This is a genomic window from Photobacterium sp. GJ3, assembly GCF_018199995.1.
Lineage (GTDB): Bacteria > Pseudomonadota > Gammaproteobacteria > Enterobacterales > Vibrionaceae > Photobacterium.
In genome coordinates, this window is record NZ_CP073578.1 from 1,254,042 (window position 1) to 1,272,362 (window position 18,321).

An 18,321-nucleotide genomic window follows, 5' to 3' on the forward strand; every position below is an offset into this window, starting at 1 on the left:
CTTGTTCTAATGTTCGATCACTGCGTTAGATTTTTTGATCGTAGAATGACGACTGATCTAAAAAATCTGCCTTGTTCTCAAACATTTGTTCTGCGCTATTTCTGATCATTGACTGACTTTGATTGGTATAATTTTCTGCGTTGAGCAGATAAAAAACGCCCGTCCTCGGCGGTTGAGACGTGAATACCGGGGGACGGGCAAGGATAGACGCATTGTGGAGACGCGAGTTTTTAGCTCGCTTTTTTCTTCGTTACCATTTCTGGTTCGGTTGGCGCTTCGACATCATAGGCTTTTTCGCCGTAGACGAAGGTTTTGCTGACCGTCCGGTCATCACCCAGACTCATCAGCACAAAGAGTTGTTCTTCCAGCGTTTTCGCCTGTTGCATCCGGAAGGACATCAGTGGCGTTGCATGCAGGTCCAGAACCACGAAATCAGCTTCTTTTCCGGGTTCCAGGTTGCCGATTTTATCGTCCAGATACAGCGCTTTCGCACCGCCCAGAGTTGCCAGATACAGCGACTTGAACGGGTGTAGTTTTTGCTGCTGCAATTGCAGCACTTTGTAACCTTCGCTCATGGTCTGCAGCAACGAGAAGCTGGTGCCTGCACCGACATCGGTTCCCATACCGACGCGCACGCCGTGGTGTTCCATTTTTGGCAGGTTAAACAAACCCGAGCCGAGGAACAGGTTTGACGTCGGACAGAATGAAATCGCAGAACCGGTTTCTGCCAGACGCTGACATTCGCAGTCAGTCAGATGTATGCCATGCGCAAACACAGCCCGCTTTTTGAGTAGCTTGTAATGGTCGTAAACATCCAGATAGGTGTCTCGATCCGGGAAGAGCTCCAGCACCCAGTCGATTTCTTTTTTGTTTTCAGAAAGGTGGGTGTGCATGTACACATCCGGGTACTCTTCCAGTAACTGACCAACAGTCGCAAGCTGTTCGTCTGTGCTCGTGGGCGCGAAACGGGGCGTCACGGCATAGAGCAGGCGGTCTGTCTTGTGCCATTTTTCGATCAGGGCTTTCGAATCCTGATAACCGGATTCTGGCGTATCGGTCAGATAATCCGGTGCATTGCGGTCCATCAGGACTTTCCCGGCAATCATCCGCAGTTTACGTTTCTGTGCTTCTTCAAAGAAAACGTCGACGGATTCTTTATGCACGGTGCCGAAAACCAGCGCGGTCGTTGTCCCGTTACTTGCCAGTTCATTCAGGAAAATGTTGGCCACCTGACGGGCATACACCGGGTTTTTAAACTTGAGCTCTTCCGGGAAGGTGTAGTTTTCCAGCCAGTCGAGCAATTGTTCGCCGTAAGAGGCGATCATCCCGGTTTGCGGATAATGGATATGAGTATCAATAAATCCGGCCGTGATGAGTTTATGCTGATATTCCGTCACCGTAAGTGAATCGGGCTGGCGAGCTAGAACGGCCTCCGCAGGGCCTAAATCGATGATGTGGCCGTTTTCGACAACCAGAACGCCGTCTTCAAAAAACTCAAAGCTGTTTTCAAGGCCCACTTCATGCGGGTCGTCAATGCTGTGTAAAATCGCGGAGCGATACGCTGTGCGTTGTGTTGTCATTTCAATATCCTTCGTTTTATCGCGATCAGGCGACTTGATGATCGAGGTTGTCATCAGATGCTGTGGCAGCAGCGTCGGCTTCACGTTTATCCGCAATGGGCGCGCCCTGATAATGGGCGATCAGTTCGCCGGCAACCGACACGGCAATTTCAGCCGGGTGCTTGCCTTTCACCGCATCAATCCCTATCGGGCAGACCATCCGACGCACGGTGGCGTCGTCAAAGCCGCGCTGTGACAGTCGATAATCAAACTTCTTCCGCTTGGTCAGCGACCCTATCATGCCAAAATATGCCATATCATTTCTGTTGAGAATTTCTCTCGCCAGCTCAAAATCCAACTGATGGTTATGAGTCATGACCAGGTAATAGATGTTTTTCGGCATATCCCGGATTTCGCCGACCGGATCGTCAGAGACCAGCTTGGTCACACCCAGTGGCAGCTCGGCAGGAAATTCGCTGTCTCTTTGGTCGATCCAGGTCACGCGGAAAGGCAATGTACTGACAATGTGGATCAAGGCTTTGGCAACATGACCGGCACCAAACAAAACCAGATGATGCTGTTGCTGCCCGATGGGTTCCAGGCTGAGTGTGGCCATACCGCCACAACACTGGCCGAGTCTGGCACCCAGATTGAAGTGCTCCACTCTGGGATGACGATCACCGGTCAGCAGCATTTCACGGGCCATCTTGATGGCTTTGTGCTCCAGATGACCGCCACCAATAGTGGCAATGATCTCATGTCGGGTCACCAGCATCTTGGTCCCGGCATCCCGCGGAACAGAGCCCCGTTCGGCCAGAACCGTCACCATGACACAAGGTTCTCCCCGTTGATCAAGTTCCGCCAGAGCATGAATCCAGTTGTCTTTAAACATTGCGCTTTCCTCATCAGGCGGGTCAGGGGAGACCCGCCAGTTACTGCTATGCCAGCGGTTTACTGGGTTTTTTCCGGTGTTGCTGTTTTCTCTGGCGCATTTTTTCTGCGACTCAGGAAAGGTTGCGCCTGTGAAGGCTGTACTTCATTGATGGCCCACAGCACACGTTCCGGTGTGGCTGGCGTATCCAGTTTCACCAGTGTCCCCGGTTCTGCGACAGCACGGATGGCGTCTTTAATTGCACTCCAAACGGACATCCCCAGCATGAACGGAGGCTCACCCACAGCTTTCGAGTTGAAGACGGTGTCTTCCGGGTTACTGCGGTTTTCCAGCAGCTGGGTGCGGAAATCAATCGGCATATCTGCAATGGCCGGAATCTTGTAGCTTGCCGGGCCACTGGTCATCAGGCGGCCCTGATCGTTCCAGATCAGTTCCTCTGTGGTCAGCCAGCCAACACCCTGAATGAATCCACCTTCAATCTGGCCGATATCAATGGCCGGGTTCAGGGATGCACCCACATCATGCAGGATGTCTGCGCGCAGAATTTTGTACTCACCCGTCAGCGTATCCAGCACCACTTCCGCACAGGCTGCGCCGTAGGCGTAGTAGTAGAACGGACGGCCCCGGGCTTTCTCATGATCGTAGTAAATCTTCGGCGTGCGGTAGAAACCTGTGCTCGACAGTGAGACCTGATTGAAATAGGCCTGTTGGATCAGTTCTTCAAAAGACAGTAAGTTCTCGCGGACCTGAACCATGCCATTTTTAAAGACGACTTCTTCCGGAGTCACTTTGAAATGACTGCATGCGAAATCGATCAGGCGCTGCTTGATGGTCAGTGCGGCATTCTGCGCCGCTTTACCGTTCAGATCGGCACCAGAGGATGCGGCAGTCGGCGAAGTGTTCGGGACTTTATCCGTATTCGTTGCCGTGATCTGAATCCGGTCAATATCGACCTGAAAGACTTCCGCGACAACCTGCGCCACTTTGGTGTTCAGGCCCTGACCCATTTCGGTCCCGCCGTGGTTCAGGTGGATACTGCCATCGGTATAAATGTGTACCAGTGCACCCGCCTGGTTCAGGAAGGTTGCCGTGAAGGAAATCCCGAATTTAACCGGTGTCAGTGCCAGACCTTTCTTCAGAATCGGACTGGTTTTGTTGAACGCTGCGATGGCCTGACGGCGCTCTTTGTATTCACTGCTGGCTTCCAGCTGCTCAGTAATGTCGTGGATGAAATTATCCTCGACGGTCTGGTAGTAGTGGGTGACGTTGCGATCTTCATGGCCGTAGTAGTTTTCTTTACGGACATCCAGCGGATCTTTACCCAGATACTGTGCGATCTCATCCATGATGTGCTCAATGGTCATCATGCCCTGAGGGCCACCAAAGCCACGGTATGCGGTGTTTGAAGCAATGTTGGTTTTACAGCGATGCCCGGTCACTGTTGCATCCCCCAGATAATACGCGTTATCGGAGTGGAACATTGCCCGGTCAACAATGGAGTTCGACAGGTCAGGGGAATAACCACAGTTCCCCGACACGGTAATATCAATGCCGTGGATTCGGCCATTGTCATCAAAACCAACTTTGTACTGGTTATAGAACGGGTGGCGTTTACCCGTCATGGTCATATCTTCCATCCGGGGCAGACGCATCTTCGTCGGACGACCGGTCAGTCGGGCAATCACAGCGGCCAGACACGCCGGACTGGCAGCCTGCGTTTCTTTCCCGCCGAAACCACCGCCCATACGACGCATGTCCACGACGACTTTATGCATCGGCACACCCAGTACTTCGGCAACCAGCTTCTGAACTTCTGTCGGGTTCTGTGTGGAGGTATAGACGATCATCCCGCCATCCTCAGTCGGCATCACGGAGCTGACCTGAGTTTCCAGGTAGAAATGCTCCTGACCACCGATGTGCAGATCACCTTCCAGCACATGCTTGGCGGTTGACAGCGCGTTTTCAGAATCGCCCCGTTTGTGCTGGTGGCTGCCGGACACGAAATGTTTTTTCGCCAGCGCTTCTTCAACATCCAATACGGCTTCCAGTGGTTCGTATTCGATGATGGCCGCCTGAGCGGCTTTACGCGCGGTTTCCATGTCATCTGCTGCGACGGCAATCACCGGCTGGCCGTAGAATTCTACGATGCCATCAGCCAGCAGTGGATCGCCCGGCAGCACGGGTCCGATGTCCAGCTGTCCCGGTACATCTTTGCTGGTAATCGCGATCGCAACGCCTTCAAACGCGTAACAAGGGCTGACATCCAGCTTGGTAATTTTTGCATGCGCATACGTACTGGTACGGGCATAGACGTGCAGCTGGTTCGGAAATTCCAGCCGGTCGTCAATGTAAATGGCTTCACCGGTCACTTGCTTTGTTGCGCTGTCATGCTTCACGCTTTTACCAACGCCAGTGGTGAGATCCTGCGCGAATTTCGCCACCATTTCATCGTGACTCAATGGATTCTGGTGATGACTAGACATAAGCAGTTACCCTTGTTTCAATTTGGCCGTTGGACTGTTGTTCGAGATAGAAACGGTGCAGCATGTTGGCAGCCGTGAGTGCACGGTATTCCTTGCTGGCACGGAAGTCAGACAGTGGCTCAAAGTCTTCCGCCAGCGCTGCCATTGCTTGTTTCACCGTTGCCAGATTCCATGGCTTGCCAACCAGTGCCGCTTCACAGCTGTCGGCACGTTTGGGGACGGCAGCCATCCCGCCAAATGCGATGCGTGCATCGGCAACTTTGCCGTCATCACTCAGGGAGATGTTGAATGCACCACACACCGCCGAGATATCGTCGTCCAGACGCTTCGACAGTTTATAGGCACGGAAATCGCTGCCGATGACTGGCTTAGGCACAATCACTTTTTCAATGAATTCCGAGGGCTGCTGCGCCGTGATTTTATAGCTGATGAAGTAATCTTCCAGCGGCATGGTGCGGCGGTCATTGCCGCGACGAAGCACGATGTGTGCATTCAGTGCAATCAGCAGCGGCGGGCTGTCACCAATCGGGGAGGCGTTTGCAATATTACCGCCCAGCGTGCCCTGATTTCGCACCTGTAGTGATGCAAAGCGATGCAGTAATTCACCGAAATCCGGATAGTACTTTTCAAGTGTGGCATAGCAGTCAGAAATCGGCAGGTTGGCACCAATTTCGATGCTGCTTTCCGTCTCTGTCATGATCTTCATATCACTGATCAGGCCAACGTTAATCAGCTTATCAATCGGACGGTGGAACTGAGTGACTTCCAGAGCCAGATCGGTGCCACCGGCAACCATCCGTGCATCCGGGTGGGTCAGAAGCAGGTTCGCCAATTCTTCTGAGGATGTCGGTGAGAAACCATACTGGCCGTCGTGTTTCAAAGTGGCATTGGACAGATTGATTTTTGACAGTCTGGCAACGGTTTCCTGTTCCAGAGCAGAGAACTGATCCATCAGTTGTGCTTCCTGACTCAGTGACAGGGCAGCATCGACAATCGGGCGGTAGCCCGTACAGCGGCACAGGTTTCCGGCCAGCGCTTCCATGACATCTTCTTTATCGGCAGCCGGTTTATTTTTGCTCAGGGCAAACATCGACATAATAAAGCCCGGCGTACAGTAGCCGCACTGTGAACCGTGATATTCCACCATGGCCTGCTGAACCGGGTGAAGCTGCTTGTCTTTCGACTGCAGATCTTCAACGGTGATCAACTGCTTCCCATGGAGAGAAGAAACAAAAGTCAGGCAGGAATTGACCGAGCGATATTGCAGCTTGCCATCGACAAGCTCGCCCAGCACGACGGTACATGCGCCGCAATCCCCGGAGCCGCAGCCTTCCTTGGTGCCTGTTTTATGAACATGGGTACGCAGGTAATTCAGTACCGTCATGTTGGGGGAGAGATGTTCTTCTTCCCGAACTTCCTGGTTTAGCAAAAACGTAATCAAGTGACCTCCTCACAGGCTCATGATCTGACCTATGAGTCAATTCTGGATTTACTTGACTCTTTAGTCAACTTTTCATGTTAATGCATTGTGATGACATCAGATGCATGGAAAAAGTAACTTAATGCCTATCAATCAATGATTTGATTGATTTTTAAACAGTTGTTTATATTTTTCTGTAGTCAATTTGTTTCGAAATGTTGTAAATTAGGTTGCATCGTATTGGATTGATATTGTTGTCATCAATAAAACAGTGAGAACCTCTGTAAATTCTAGTTCTTTTTAGTGAATTGTGTTGTTTCTGCTGGCGTTCAATTTGCGATGATTTTAATTTAAGTTGATGATTTTAAAGAGTATTGTTTAATGTTTCTCTTTGCTGAAAAGAATGTGAATACTCTGTGATCTGAAAGGCTTTTTTGATGCGCTCACTCGCAGTATGAAACAAGGACTGAGCTAAACTGAAGAGAGCAGAAAGCAGCTGATTTGCTGGACTCAGGAACGGTTGATACTGACACATGTTGTTCCTGATTGCTCTGAGGGGTGGGTCATTGATATAAAGAGACTTGTGAAGCGTTTTTTTTACCACACAAAATTAGTGGATAATTCATGATGAAATCATCATTGCGATGAATGATTGATAGCATGGTGTTTTTCATCCGGGTGGATTATAACACCGGATAAAACTGAATATTTTTCTGCACTGTTTCTTATGTGACTGTCCGGGTAAAGTTTTGATTGAACAGCTGAAAGTTGTTTTTGTTGCTTGACTTTGAGCGCAATGACACTGATTAAATCTTGTGCCATGGCGCATCAACAGTCAGCAATGGCGATTCCAAGTTCAGACAAAATTCGGTACTATCAGCAAAAGTTATCCCGCCAATTCCGGCAGGGTGCAGAGCCAAATCATATCGGAGATACAGCTTGATTAATGTATTCCTTGTAGATGATCACGAACTGGTTCGCACAGGGATCCGACGTCTTTTAGAAGATGTCCGTGGTATTAAAGTGGTAGGGGAAGCCATCAGTGGTGAAGACGCCGTAAAATGGTGTCGAAACGAACATGCCGACATTATCCTGATGGATATGAATATGCCGGGTATTGGCGGTCTGGAAGCAACGCGCAAAATTCTCCGGGTGAATCCGGATGTAAAAATTATTGTGTTAACGGTCCATACTGAAAATCCGTTCCCGACCAAAGTGATGCAGGCTGGTGCTTGCGGCTATCTGACTAAAGGCGCTGGCGCTGATGAGATGGTCAACGCGATTCGTACGGTCAACAGCGGTCAGCGTTATATCTCACCGGAAATTGCGCAGCAAATGGCATTGAGCCAGTTTTCTTCGAGTGCAGAAAATCCATTTAAGGATTTATCTGAGCGTGAATTACAGATCATGATGATGATCACCAAAGGGCAAAAAGTGACTGAGATTTCAGAGCAACTGAATCTGAGCCCCAAAACAGTGAACAGTTACCGCTACCGGTTATTTAATAAGCTGGATATTAGTGGTGATGTGGAACTGACCCACCTTGCAATTCGTCATGGCATGCTAGACACAGAGACGTTGTAGTGTCCGACACCTTTGATGCAAAAAGCTTTCTGAAATCAGTCACAAACCAGCCTGGCGTATATCGGATGTACGACCAGGCCGGTGAAGTGATTTATGTTGGAAAAGCGAAAGATTTAAAAAAGCGCTTATCAAGCTATTTTCGTGTTCAGGTTTCCAGCGAAAAGACCCGTGCACTGGTCCGTAACATTCAAAAGATTGATGTCACGGTCACGCATACAGAAACAGAAGCTCTGATTCTTGAGCACAATTACATCAAACAGTATCTTCCCAAATACAACGTCTTGTTACGGGATGATAAATCCTACCCTTACATTTTCCTGAGCGGTCAGCATCACCCCAGACTCTCTGTCCACCGGGGTGCAAAGAAACGGAAAGGGGAATATTTTGGCCCTTATCCGGACTCGGGCGCGGTGCGTCAGAGCCTGCATCTGCTGCAGAAAATTTTCCCGATTCGCCAGTGTGAAGACTCGGTGTATGCCAACCGCAGCCGTCCCTGCCTGATGTATCAGATTGGCCGTTGCCTCGGACCTTGTGTGAAAGGTCTGGTAAGTGATGATGAATACGCCGAGCAGGTGAATTACGTCCGGCTGTTTTTGCAGGGGAAAGACCAGCAGGTTGTCCATACGCTGGTGGAAAAAATGGAAGCCGCCAGTGCTGCACTGGCCTTCGAAAAAGCTGCACGCTACCGGGATCAGATTCAGGCATTGCGTCGGGTGCTGGAGCAGCAGTTTGTCAGTCAGGAAAGTGAAGACGATCTGGATGTGATTGGCATTGCGCAGGACAAAGGCATGGCCTGCATCCACGCGCTCTTTATTCGTCAGGGTAAAGTGCTCGGCAGCCGCAGTTATTTTCCCCGGATGCCAGCAGAGACCGATGTGACGGAAGTCATCACCAGCTTTATCAGTCAGTTCTATTTTAATCAGGCTGAAGGGCGGGTGATCCCATCGCTGATCTTGCTGGGGGAGTCACTGGGTGAAGAATCTGACAGTCTGTCCGCAGCGTTGACAGAAGTTGCCGGGCGTAAGGTGACGCTCCGGTCTCAGGTACGGGGCTATCGCGCCCGCTATCTGAAACTGGCGCAGACCAATGCCCAAACCGCGCTCATCAGTAAACTGAATCACAAGATGACGGTTCACCAGCGCGTGACAGAATTGCGCGAAACCTTGGGACTGGATTCACTTTCCCGTATGGAATGTTTTGACATTAGCCATACCATGGGGGAAAAGACGGTTGCTTCCTGTGTGGTCTTCAATCAGGAAGGTCCGGTCAAACAGGAATACCGTCGGTTTAACATTACCGGAATCACCGGGGGAGATGACTATGCGGCGATGGGGCAGGTACTGCACCGTCGTTACAGCAAACAGCTGGATCCGGATAAAATCCCCGACATTATTTTTATCGATGGCGGCAAAGGACAGTTGTCACGTGCGCATGAGGTTGTCAGCCCGCTCACGTCAGACTGGCCAAAAAGACCGTTGCTGGTGGGGGTTGCCAAAGGCACAACCCGTAAACCGGGACTGGAAACCTTGTTACTGGTTTCTGGTGAAGAATTTTCATTGCCGAGCGATTCGCCTGCATTGCATTTGATTCAGCATATCCGGGATGAGAGCCATGACCACGCAATCAGCGGTCACCGGGCGCAACGCGGTAAAGTACGGAAGCAAAGTACGCTGGAGGGCATTGAGGGGATTGGTCCGAAACGCCGGCAGGCACTGTTGAAATATATGGGGGGACTGCAGGAGCTGAAACGCGCCAGCAAGGAAGAAATTGAAAAAGTGCCGGGTATTAGCCGATCTCTGGCCGAAAAGATATATGACGCATTGCAACACGGCTAGCTTTGCGGCACCCTAAGGGACTGCTTTTCACCGAGTGGATTTCGGCGACAGGCAGTCACAATACGTCAAACATAAGAACGAACAATATGCGCTTAACAATTCCGAATATTCTGAGCTTCGTCAGGCTGGTGCTCATCCCATTTTTCGTGATTACCTTTTATTTGCCCTACGCTTGGTCACCCTTCGCGACTGCACTCATTTTCACCATTGCCGGGATTACGGACTGGTTTGACGGTTATCTTGCCCGCAAACTGGATCAGGCTTCGAGATTTGGGGCATTCATTGACCCGGTGGCCGACAAGGTGATGGTCGCTGCAGCCTTAGTGCTGGTGACTGAACATTATCACTCGGTGTGGGTGACCATTCCTGCAATGACCATGATTGGCCGGGAAATCATTATCTCTGCACTCAGAGAATGGATGGCAGAGCTGGGTAAGCGTTCCAGCATCGCTGTGTCCTGGGTTGGCAAAGTGAAAACAGCGTCTCAGATGTTTGCCTTGGTGATGTTGCTCTGGCACCCGAATGAGCTGCTTGAAACCATCGGATTTATTTCACTGTACATTGCGACGATTTTGACTTACTGGTCAATGTATCTGTACCTGAAAGCCGCCAAAGGTGATTTACTTCATCCGGATAACATGTGACAGAACAATACGCTACCCGATTAATAAAAGCGGCTTAGGCCGCTTTTGTTTTTTCTGAAATTGCCACATGAGAATGAATTTTTTTACTCAATCACAAATTCTGCTTGGCAATGAAAAGCCCGGTATGTTATTTTTCGCGCAATCTCAGGGGGCAACATATCTGAGACTCATCCGTCATCATGAATTCAGGCTGATTGCATGTTGACGATCCGTAGGTACTGCCGGCGATTGGCGCTGTCAGTAGAAGGGCATTAATCATGCATTCTTGCGACGTGGAAGCAAGAGCATCATTGAAGGAACCCAACTGTGAATATTTTAACGTCTCTTACCCAAATCAGCTTTGTCTTACCCAATTGCAGTATTATTACTGAGCCTTGATCGTCCGATCACCATGTCTTCAGCCGACAGTTTATCCAAGTACAGTGATGTGAATCGCTGGCGGGATTAGTTGTGTGCTGAGTCGCGCGTTTCCGGTAAGTATTTGACTTATCAATGTCTTTTATACTCAAAAGTACCACCGCTGGTGGGCTTCACTATTTTTGGATTACATACCAATGAGTAATGTGTTTGATTTAGACGATGTCAAGCATGCGTCCAATGTTCCTGTTGTTCATGACCTTTATGACCTGACCCCGGATGAGCTGCTGCTCAGTCAGGAGCACTATGAGTCGGAAGTGCGTTCATATCCGCGTCGTTTGCCGCTGGCAATCAAAAAAGCATCAGGTGTATTGGTCGAAGACACTCGCGGCCAGGTTTTTCTGGACTGCTTGGCCGGTGCTGGAACGTTGGCGCTGGGTTATAACCACCCTGAGATTAATCAGGCGATCATCGATCAGCTGAATGCGGGTCTGCCGTATCAGACGCTGGATATGACGACGCCTGTCAAAGATAAGTTTATCCGTGAAGTGATGAACTTCCTGCCAGATGAGTTTGCTGCCAATGCACGCATTCAGTTCTGTGGCCCATCGGGTGCAGATGCCGTAGAAGCAGCGATTAAGCTGGCGAAGCAAACCACAGGCCGAAATGTGATGATGGCTTTCCATGGTGCGTATCATGGGATGACTAACGGCACCATGGCAATGATGGGTAACCTGAACACCAAGGCTCGTCGTCAGGGTCTGATGGCCGACGTGCATTTCATGCCATTCCCTTACAGCCTGCGCTGCCCGTTTGGTATGGGTGGAGACGAGGGTGCGAAGCAAACCCTGCGTTATCTTGAGCGTATGCTGAACGACGACGAGAGCGGCGTTCAGAAGCCTGCGGCAATTATTGTTGAGCCGATTCAGGGCGAAGGCGGCGTGATCCCGGCACCGGCATTCTGGCTGCGTGAACTGCGCCGGATCACCAAAGAACATGGCATCCTGCTGATTTTCGATGAAATTCAGTGTGGTATCGGTAAAACCGGTTTCAACTTTGCCTTTGAAGAAGCGGGCATTCACCCGGACATTCTGTGCCTGTCAAAAGCCGTTGGTGGCGGTCTGCCCATGTCGATTCTGATCTTCGACAAGTCTGTAGACAGCTGGCGTCCGGGCGAGCACACCGGTACATTCCGCGGCAACCAGCTGGCGATGGCCACAGGTGCAAAAGCACTGGAAATCATCCGTCGTGACAATCTGGTTGAGCACGCACGTGTTGCGGGTCAGTACCTGCGTGAAGGTCTGGAGCGTATCGCAACTTATGTTGACTGCATTGGCGAGATTCGTGGTAAAGGCCTGATGCTGGGCATCGAGATCGTCAAAGGCGGCAAAAAGAATAAATTTGGCGAGCCGGAAGCGGATCCGCAGCTGACCATGCAAATTCAGCGTGCTGCGCTGGAGCGCGGTCTGATGATTGAAAAAGGTGGTCGTCAGGGGTCTGTCCTGCGCTTCCTGCCGCCGTTGATCATCAGTTTTGAACAGATTGATTTCGCGCTGGACGCATTAAGCAAAGCGATGATCGCAACAGCGGGCCCGGCCAAAGTGGTCGAAAAGTCGACAGTGACCGATGCTGACCAGTGGCGCTCGTTCTTCATCCAGACGGGTGAAGGTGGTGCTGATCAATTTGAAGCTGCACTGAATCAAACAACCAAAGTGCTGAAGCAAGTTTTTGAAGGCACGACGGCTCCTTACTCGGGGATGGCGCCTCAGGTTCTGAAAGACCTGATTAACAATCTGGAGCTGACCGATCAGCAGCAACCACTGGCAGCTGTGATTGATCAGGCGGGTGAACTGATTGCCAAGAACTCCATCATGGTTCAGCACCCGAATTGTATTGCGCACCTGCACACGCCACCTCTGGTTCCGGCTGTGGCTGCGGAAGCATTTATTGCAGCCCTGAACCAGTCGATGGATTCCTGGGATCAGGCAACCGCTGCAACCTTCGTTGAGCAGAAAGTGATTGACTGGCTGTGCGGCGTGTACGGTTACAGTCAGGAAGCGGATGGTGTCTTCACCAGCGGCGGCACGCAGAGCAACCTGATGGGTCTTCTGCTGGCACGCGACTGGTTCGCAGACAATCAATCTGGCCACAACATCCAGAAACAAGGTCTGCCTGAGTACGCGGGTAAGATGCGTATTCTGTGCTCGAAGAAGTCTCACTTCACGGTTCAGAAATCCGCGTCCCTGATGGGGCTGGGTGAACATGCGGTTGAGACCGTTGAGACACATCCGGACGGCACCATCAAGCTGGCATCTCTGGTGATGCGCATTGATGAGCTCAAGCGTGATGGCCTGATGCCATTTGCTGTGGTCGGGACTGCGGGCACAACGGATCACGGTGCAATTGATGATCTGGACGGTCTGGCGGATATCGCAGCACAGCACAATATGTGGCTGCATGTGGATGGTGCTTATGGCGGTGCGCTGATTCTGAGCCGTCACAAAACACGCCTGCACGGCATTGAGCGTGCGGATTCGATCAGTGTGGACTTCCACAAGCTGTTCTATCAACCAATCAGCTGTGGTGCCGTGATCATCAAAGACAAGAGCAAGTTCAAGTACCTGCTGCATCATGCAGACTACCTGAACCGCGAAGACGACGTTGTGCCAAACCTGGTCGACAAGTCTATTGCGACCACCAAGCGATTTGACGCACTGAAAGTGCTGATGACGATGCAGGCTGTGGGTACGCAGGCGCTGGGTGCGATGTATGATCATCTGCTGGGACAGACACAACAGGTGGCGGATCTGATCAACCAGTCTGAAGCGTTTGAACTGCTGGCTGATCCGGCGCTGTCGACTGTACTCTTCCGCTTTGTCGGCGCAGAAGGTGCTGATCTGGACAAACTGAACAAAAAACTGCGCTTCGAAGCTTTAGTGAGAGGTGTGGCAGTTCTGGGTGAAACCGTGGTTGACGGTAAGAGTGCCCTGAAGTTTACGATTCTCAACCCATGCCTGACCATGGCAGACTTTGAGAATCTGTTGAATGACGTTAACCAGCTTGCTTGTTCACTGGTTGACTGATACACGTGGCTTGCCTCAGTGGGGCTGGGGCAAGCCAATGATATATCTGAAGAAGACGGAATTATTAGTATGGCAATTTTACAAATCGGTGCTGGGGGTGTGGGCTGGGTAATTGCCCATAAAGCTGCTCAAAACAATGATGTGTTAGGTGATATCACTATCGCTTCGCGTACTGTGAACAAGTGCGAACAGATCATTGAATCCATCAAGGGTCGCAACAACCTGAAAGATCCGAGCAAGAAGCTTGAAGCACGTGCTGTGGATGCAGATGATGTCGATGCCCTGGTGGCACTGATCAAAGAGGTTCAGCCTGATCTCGTCATTAACGCTGGTCCTCCTTGGGTGAACGTTGCAATTATGGAAGCCTGTTATCAGGCAAAAGTGTCCTATCTGGATACTTCCGTGGCGGTAGACCTGTGCAGCGAAGGCCAGCAGGTGCCAGAAGCCTATGACCCTCAGTGGGCTTTCCGCGAGAAATTTAAAGAAGCGGGCATTACCGGAATTCTGGGTGCCGGTTTCGATCCGGGTGTGGTCAGTGTTTTTGCTGCTTATGCAGTGAAGCACCTGTTCGATGAAATTGACAGCATCGATGTGATGGATGTCAACGCAGGCGACCATGGTAAGAAATTTGCGACCAACTTCGATCCTGAAACCAATATGCTGGAAATTCAGGGCGATTCTTTCTACTGGGAAGATGGTGAGTGGAAGCAGGTGGCTTGTCACACCCGAATGATGGAATTTGACTTCCCGTTAGTGGGCAGCCACAAAGTTTACTCCATGGCGCACGACGAAGTACGTTCGATGAAAGAGTTCATCCCGGCAAAACGGATTGAATTCTGGATGGGCTTTGGTGACCGTTACCTGAACTATTTCAACTGTATGCGTGATATCGGCCTGCTGAGTCCGGATCCGGTCACACTGGGTGACGGCACCGTGGTTGAGCCCCTGAAAGTGCTGAAAGCACTGCTGCCTGATCCAACCACGCTGGCACCGGGTTACACCGGCAAAACCTGCATCGGTACCTGGGTTCAGGGCACCAAGTCAGGCGAACCACGCAGTGTGTTCATTTATAACAATGCCGATCACGAAGTGGCTTACAAAGATGTTGAGCATCAGGCAATTGCTTACACCACAGGTGTGCCAGCCATCACTGCGGCACTGCAGTATTTCCGCGGCGAGTGGGCGGATGCCGGTGTCTTCAACATGGAGCAATTGAATCCGGACCCATTCCTGGAGACGATGCCGAAGATTGGTCTGGACTGGCATGTTCAGGAGCTGGATCCCCGTCAGCCACACATCAATATTCTGAAATAATCACGATTGTGAATTTCATTGAATCGTACTCAGCCGGTGTCGGAAACGACATCGGCTTCTTTGAATGGAAGTGAAGCAAAAATGCAGCATCCAGAATTAAAAACCCCGTATTTCATGATTGATGAGACCAAGCTGATCCGCAATCTTGAAATCGCAAAGAAACTGAAAGAATTGTCTGGCGTGAAGCTGGTTCTGGCCCTGAAATGTTTTTCAACCTGGGGCGTGTTTGACATTATCAAACCGTACCTGGACGGCACCACCAGTAGCGGCCCGTTTGAAGTGAAGCTGGGTTACGACACTTTTGGTGGTGAAACGCATGCTTACAGCGTGGGTTACAGCGAAGACGACGTGAAAGAAGTCGCGGACATCTGCGACAAAATGATTTTCAACTCGCAGAATCAACTGGCAGCTTATCGTCATCTGGTGGAAGGCAAAGCAGAGCTCGGTCTGCGCCTGAACCCGGGTGTGAGCTACGCTGGTCAGGATCTGGCTGATCCGGCGCGGCAGTTCTCGCGTCTGGGCGTTCAGGTGAATCACATCAATGCTGAGGTTTTTCAGAACATTGATGGGGTGATGTTCCACATGAACTGTGAAAACAAAGACGTCGATGCCTTTATTCGTCTGCTGGATTCTATTTCTGATCAGTTCGGCCCTTATCTCGACCAACTGAAGTGGGTGAGCCTGGGTGGCGGTGTCTTCTTTACCTGGCCGGGTTACGATGTTGAGAAGCTGGCCGAGGCGCTGAAAGCATTCTCTGAAAAGCACAACGTTCAGTTATACCTTGAGCCGGGTGAAGCGATTATTACGCAAACCACCGATCTGGTCGTGACTGTGGTCGATATCGTTGAAAATGAGCTGAAAACAGCCATTGTCGACAGTGCAACTGAAGCGCATCGTCTGGATACTCTGATCTATAACGAACCCGCATCGATTCGTGGCGCGAGCGAGCAGGGCGATCACCGCTATGTGATTGGCAGCTGTTCTTGTCTGGCTGGCGACCAGTTCTGTGTCACGCAGTTCGATCAACCTCTGAAAATTGGTCAGCGTCTGCACATTATGGACAGCGCTGGCTATACCATGGTGAAACTGAACTGGTTCAATGGCCTGAAAATGCCGTCGATTTACTGTCAGCGTGCAAACGGCGATATTCAGAAACTCAACGAGTTTGGCTATGAAGACTTCAAACGCTCGTTGTCTCAGTGGTCTGTTCAATAATTGAGCATGACTAAAATTGAGGGCTGGTCGATGACCGGCCCTTGTTTTATCGGGCTCACAGCAGTATTGGTGCAGTTTTTGACTGGTTGAACGGAAAATTGAGCAACTGAATTAAAAATGACAATTAATGTTTGACTCAAAATTGAAAATCAGTAAATTAGCACCTGTACCGCGGCAACGTGAAGCGGTCTTACAAAATGGCGCGTTGGCAGAGTGGCTATGCAGCGGATTGCAAATCCGTGGACCTCGGTTCGACTCCGGGACGCGCCTCCATATTCGATTGAAGTGAAAGCATCACTTCGGTCCTGCAAGACATCAAGAACCCAGCTTTCCAGCTGGGTTTTTTGATCCAATCTGTATTGAAATCAGTCCGTTTCAGACAGGCGATTCAGAAAACTATCCCATGCATCCAGTTTGCCAAAGAATGACTGCACCGGAACCGATTGCCATTGGCCCTGTTTTTCCACCATCATGGATGGATAACCCTGAAGCTGATACTGCATCATTTGCCGGATTGATGCTGAGATAACATCCTGTTCATTCGTTGCTGTGAATGTTGCCTGCCAGATATCCGCCTCAATCCCCATCGTTTCTGCCAACTCAGCCAGTACCGCCGGATCATGCACGGTTTTTCCCTGCTGATAATGGGCAAGCTGAATCAGTTTCAGCATCTCGGTTGCTGGGAAACCACATTGCTCTGCCGCCAGAATTGCGCGAATTGGCAGCATTGAATCCAGGACGACGGTGTCTGCTTCACGCATTTTTGACTGATAAGATGGGCCAAATGCCACGCCACTGAGCGACTGAATCCGCTGATCGCTTTCCAGAAAATGTGCGCGGGTGCCTTTATCCAGCGCTCGGTTGTGAAACAGGCCACCCGGATGCATAACCAGCCGGATATCCTGACGCGTCTTCAGGTGTTCGATTAAAGGGCTGGCGCCGAAGCACCAGCCGCACATTGGATCGTAATAATAGTGAACGGTCGCAGCAGCGTTTACCATTTCATTTCTCCCATGTGGACTTTTGCACCAATGCTCAGTGCCATAGGCAGGCCGGCATCCGGATAACGGGCTGTCATTTTGTCGATGACCTGCTGACTGTTGTCACTGGATTTTACGGTGTGCTGGAATGCCTTCAGGTAGTCCAACGCAAATGTGATGTTTTCAGCCGTCATAGACGTGCCTGCTTTCATGTGGCCCGGAATGACCGTTTTTGGCTTTAGGGCCTCCATGGCTTCCAGTTGTTGTGTCCAGGCGTGTTGCTCAGCCTGAGACTGCGCATCCGCCATCCACAAATGAACATTGCCATAGACTGCAACATTGCCCAGGATGGTCTGGCTGGACGGGATCCACAGATAAGGACGGTGTGCCAGTTCGCCAGTGGTATCGCGAATCTCTACCGTTTCACCGTCAACGGTCAGTGTTGTTTTGTGATAAGCCTCTGGCAGCAAGGTTTGAGTGGGTGCGTTGCCGCCCATTTTTGGTGTCCAGAACGCGAGTTTGCCCGCCATTTTTTCCTTGATCACAGCGCGAACCGCAGGCGTGGTGATCAGGCGTGCTTCAGGAAACTGTTCTTTCAGAACCTGTGCACCAAAATAGTAATCCGGATCAGCCTGACTGATAAAGATCGTTTTCAGCGTCTTGCCGCTATCGAGCACCATGGCAGCGATACGCATCGCATCAGCACGGGTAAACCCGGTATCCACCAGCAGGGCATCGTGCTCACCATAAACCAGTGTGGCATTGACGTGGAAGCTATTGCCATCTGCGTTGTAAACCTGAGTGGCAAGCGGGGCTGCTTCGGCCAGTGTGGCAGTCGACAGTGCGATGAATGATGCGGCCATTAAGTATGTTTTTTTCATGGGTTTGCTCCAGAAGTTGACTTGGGAATGGCATGCATCATAGCGGTCTCATTTGATTGGATATAGAATCAATC

Annotated in this window: 13 protein-coding genes and 1 tRNA gene; 7 read left to right on the forward strand and 7 right to left on the reverse strand. The window is 50.8% G+C overall.

Going from position 1 to position 18,321, the window contains the following annotated elements; translation table 11 throughout:
• Positions 1-230 precede the first annotated feature (230 nt).
• The 5 genes from guaD to KDD30_RS05585 form a co-directional block, all read right to left on the reverse strand.
• Positions 231-1,580, reverse strand: a complete 1,350-nt coding sequence (gene guaD / locus KDD30_RS05565; RefSeq protein WP_211647903.1) for a guanine deaminase — start codon at positions 1,578-1,580, stop codon at positions 231-233.
• 25 nt (positions 1,581-1,605) lie between these two features.
• On the reverse strand, positions 1,606-2,451 hold the full coding sequence (gene xdhC, locus KDD30_RS05570; RefSeq protein WP_211647904.1) for a xanthine dehydrogenase accessory protein XdhC: 846 nt from the start codon (positions 2,449-2,451) through the stop codon (positions 1,606-1,608).
• 59 nt (positions 2,452-2,510) lie between these two features.
• The gene (gene xdhB / locus KDD30_RS05575) at positions 2,511-4,934 is read right to left on the reverse strand and encodes a xanthine dehydrogenase molybdopterin binding subunit (protein ID WP_211647905.1); all 2,424 of its coding nucleotides are present in this window, start codon (positions 4,932-4,934) and stop codon (positions 2,511-2,513) included.
• Positions 4,927-6,318, reverse strand: coding sequence for a xanthine dehydrogenase small subunit (gene xdhA / locus KDD30_RS05580; RefSeq protein WP_249199276.1), 1,392 nt, complete (start codon positions 6,316-6,318; stop codon positions 4,927-4,929). The genes xdhB and xdhA overlap by 8 nt, the downstream gene beginning before the upstream one ends.
• Positions 6,319-6,990: 672 nt before the next feature.
• On the reverse strand, positions 6,991-7,176 hold the full coding sequence (locus KDD30_RS05585) for a hypothetical protein (RefSeq protein ID WP_211647908.1): 186 nt from the start codon (positions 7,174-7,176) through the stop codon (positions 6,991-6,993).
• A 117-nt stretch (positions 7,177-7,293) separates the two neighbouring features.
• Here KDD30_RS05585 and uvrY point away from each other — a divergent pair, with 117 nt between their 5' ends.
• The 7 genes from uvrY (at position 7,294) to KDD30_RS05620 (ending at position 16,659) form a co-directional block, all read left to right on the forward strand.
• Complete coding sequence (uvrY, locus tag KDD30_RS05590; RefSeq protein ID WP_211647910.1) at positions 7,294-7,938, forward strand: UvrY/SirA/GacA family response regulator transcription factor; 645 nt, start codon at positions 7,294-7,296, stop codon at positions 7,936-7,938.
• Positions 7,938-9,773: an excinuclease ABC subunit UvrC gene (gene uvrC / locus KDD30_RS05595; RefSeq protein ID WP_211647911.1), complete on the forward strand. Its 1,836-nt coding sequence runs from the start codon at positions 7,938-7,940 to the stop codon at positions 9,771-9,773. The genes uvrY and uvrC overlap by 1 nt, the downstream gene beginning before the upstream one ends.
• A gap of 86 nt (positions 9,774-9,859) precedes the next feature.
• The gene (gene pgsA, locus KDD30_RS05600; RefSeq protein WP_211647913.1) at positions 9,860-10,417 is read left to right on the forward strand and encodes a CDP-diacylglycerol--glycerol-3-phosphate 3-phosphatidyltransferase; all 558 of its coding nucleotides are present in this window, start codon (positions 9,860-9,862) and stop codon (positions 10,415-10,417) included.
• Between the two features lie 554 nt (positions 10,418-10,971).
• Entirely contained in the window at positions 10,972-13,857 is a 2,886-nt protein-coding gene (locus tag KDD30_RS05605) for a pyridoxal phosphate-dependent class III aminotransferase (protein WP_211647920.1), read from the forward strand.
• A gap of 69 nt (positions 13,858-13,926) precedes the next feature.
• Entirely contained in the window at positions 13,927-15,171 is a 1,245-nt protein-coding gene (locus KDD30_RS05610) for a carboxynorspermidine synthase (protein WP_211647922.1), read from the forward strand.
• A gap of 81 nt (positions 15,172-15,252) precedes the next feature.
• Positions 15,253-16,386: a carboxynorspermidine decarboxylase gene (gene nspC, locus KDD30_RS05615; protein ID WP_211647924.1), complete on the forward strand. Its 1,134-nt coding sequence runs from the start codon at positions 15,253-15,255 to the stop codon at positions 16,384-16,386.
• Between the two features lie 199 nt (positions 16,387-16,585).
• A tRNA-Cys gene (locus KDD30_RS05620) sits at positions 16,586-16,659 on the forward strand.
• 92 nt (positions 16,660-16,751) lie between these two features.
• On the opposite strand, the gene KDD30_RS05625 is transcribed toward KDD30_RS05620, so the two are convergent.
• Positions 16,752-17,387 carry a DsbA family protein gene (locus KDD30_RS05625; protein ID WP_211647931.1) on the reverse strand — a complete coding sequence of 212 codons (636 nt, stop codon included), beginning with the start codon at positions 17,385-17,387 and terminating at the stop codon, positions 16,752-16,754.
• Positions 17,381-18,247, reverse strand: a complete 867-nt coding sequence (locus tag KDD30_RS05630) for an MBL fold metallo-hydrolase (protein ID WP_211647933.1) — start codon at positions 18,245-18,247, stop codon at positions 17,381-17,383. The genes KDD30_RS05625 and KDD30_RS05630 overlap by 7 nt, the downstream gene beginning before the upstream one ends.
• Positions 18,248-18,321: the final 74 nt, after the last annotated feature.

What these genes read in the sequence shown, in the direction of transcription:
- guaD (WP_211647903.1), bottom strand. Translation starts at nt 1,580, where the DNA reads ATGACAACACAACGCACAGCGTATCGCTCCGCGATTTTACACAGCATT.
- xdhC (WP_211647904.1), bottom strand. Translation starts at nt 2,451, where the DNA reads ATGTTTAAAGACAACTGGATTCATGCTCTGGCGGAACTTGATCAACGG.
- xdhB (WP_211647905.1), bottom strand. Translation starts at nt 4,934, where the DNA reads ATGTCTAGTCATCACCAGAATCCATTGAGTCACGATGAAATGGTGGCG.
- xdhA (WP_249199276.1), bottom strand. Translation starts at nt 6,318, where the DNA reads ATGACGGTACTGAATTACCTGCGTACCCATGTTCATAAAACAGGCACC.
- KDD30_RS05585 (WP_211647908.1), bottom strand. Translation starts at nt 7,176, where the DNA reads ATGGCACAAGATTTAATCAGTGTCATTGCGCTCAAAGTCAAGCAACAA.
- pgsA (WP_211647913.1), top strand. Translation starts at nt 9,860, where the DNA reads ATGCGCTTAACAATTCCGAATATTCTGAGCTTCGTCAGGCTGGTGCTC.
- KDD30_RS05605 (WP_211647920.1), top strand. Translation starts at nt 10,972, where the DNA reads ATGAGTAATGTGTTTGATTTAGACGATGTCAAGCATGCGTCCAATGTT.
- KDD30_RS05610 (WP_211647922.1), top strand. Translation starts at nt 13,927, where the DNA reads ATGGCAATTTTACAAATCGGTGCTGGGGGTGTGGGCTGGGTAATTGCC.
- nspC (WP_211647924.1), top strand. Translation starts at nt 15,253, where the DNA reads ATGCAGCATCCAGAATTAAAAACCCCGTATTTCATGATTGATGAGACC.
- KDD30_RS05625 (WP_211647931.1), bottom strand. Translation starts at nt 17,387, where the DNA reads ATGGTAAACGCTGCTGCGACCGTTCACTATTATTACGATCCAATGTGC.
- KDD30_RS05630 (WP_211647933.1), bottom strand. Translation starts at nt 18,247, where the DNA reads ATGAAAAAAACATACTTAATGGCCGCATCATTCATCGCACTGTCGACT.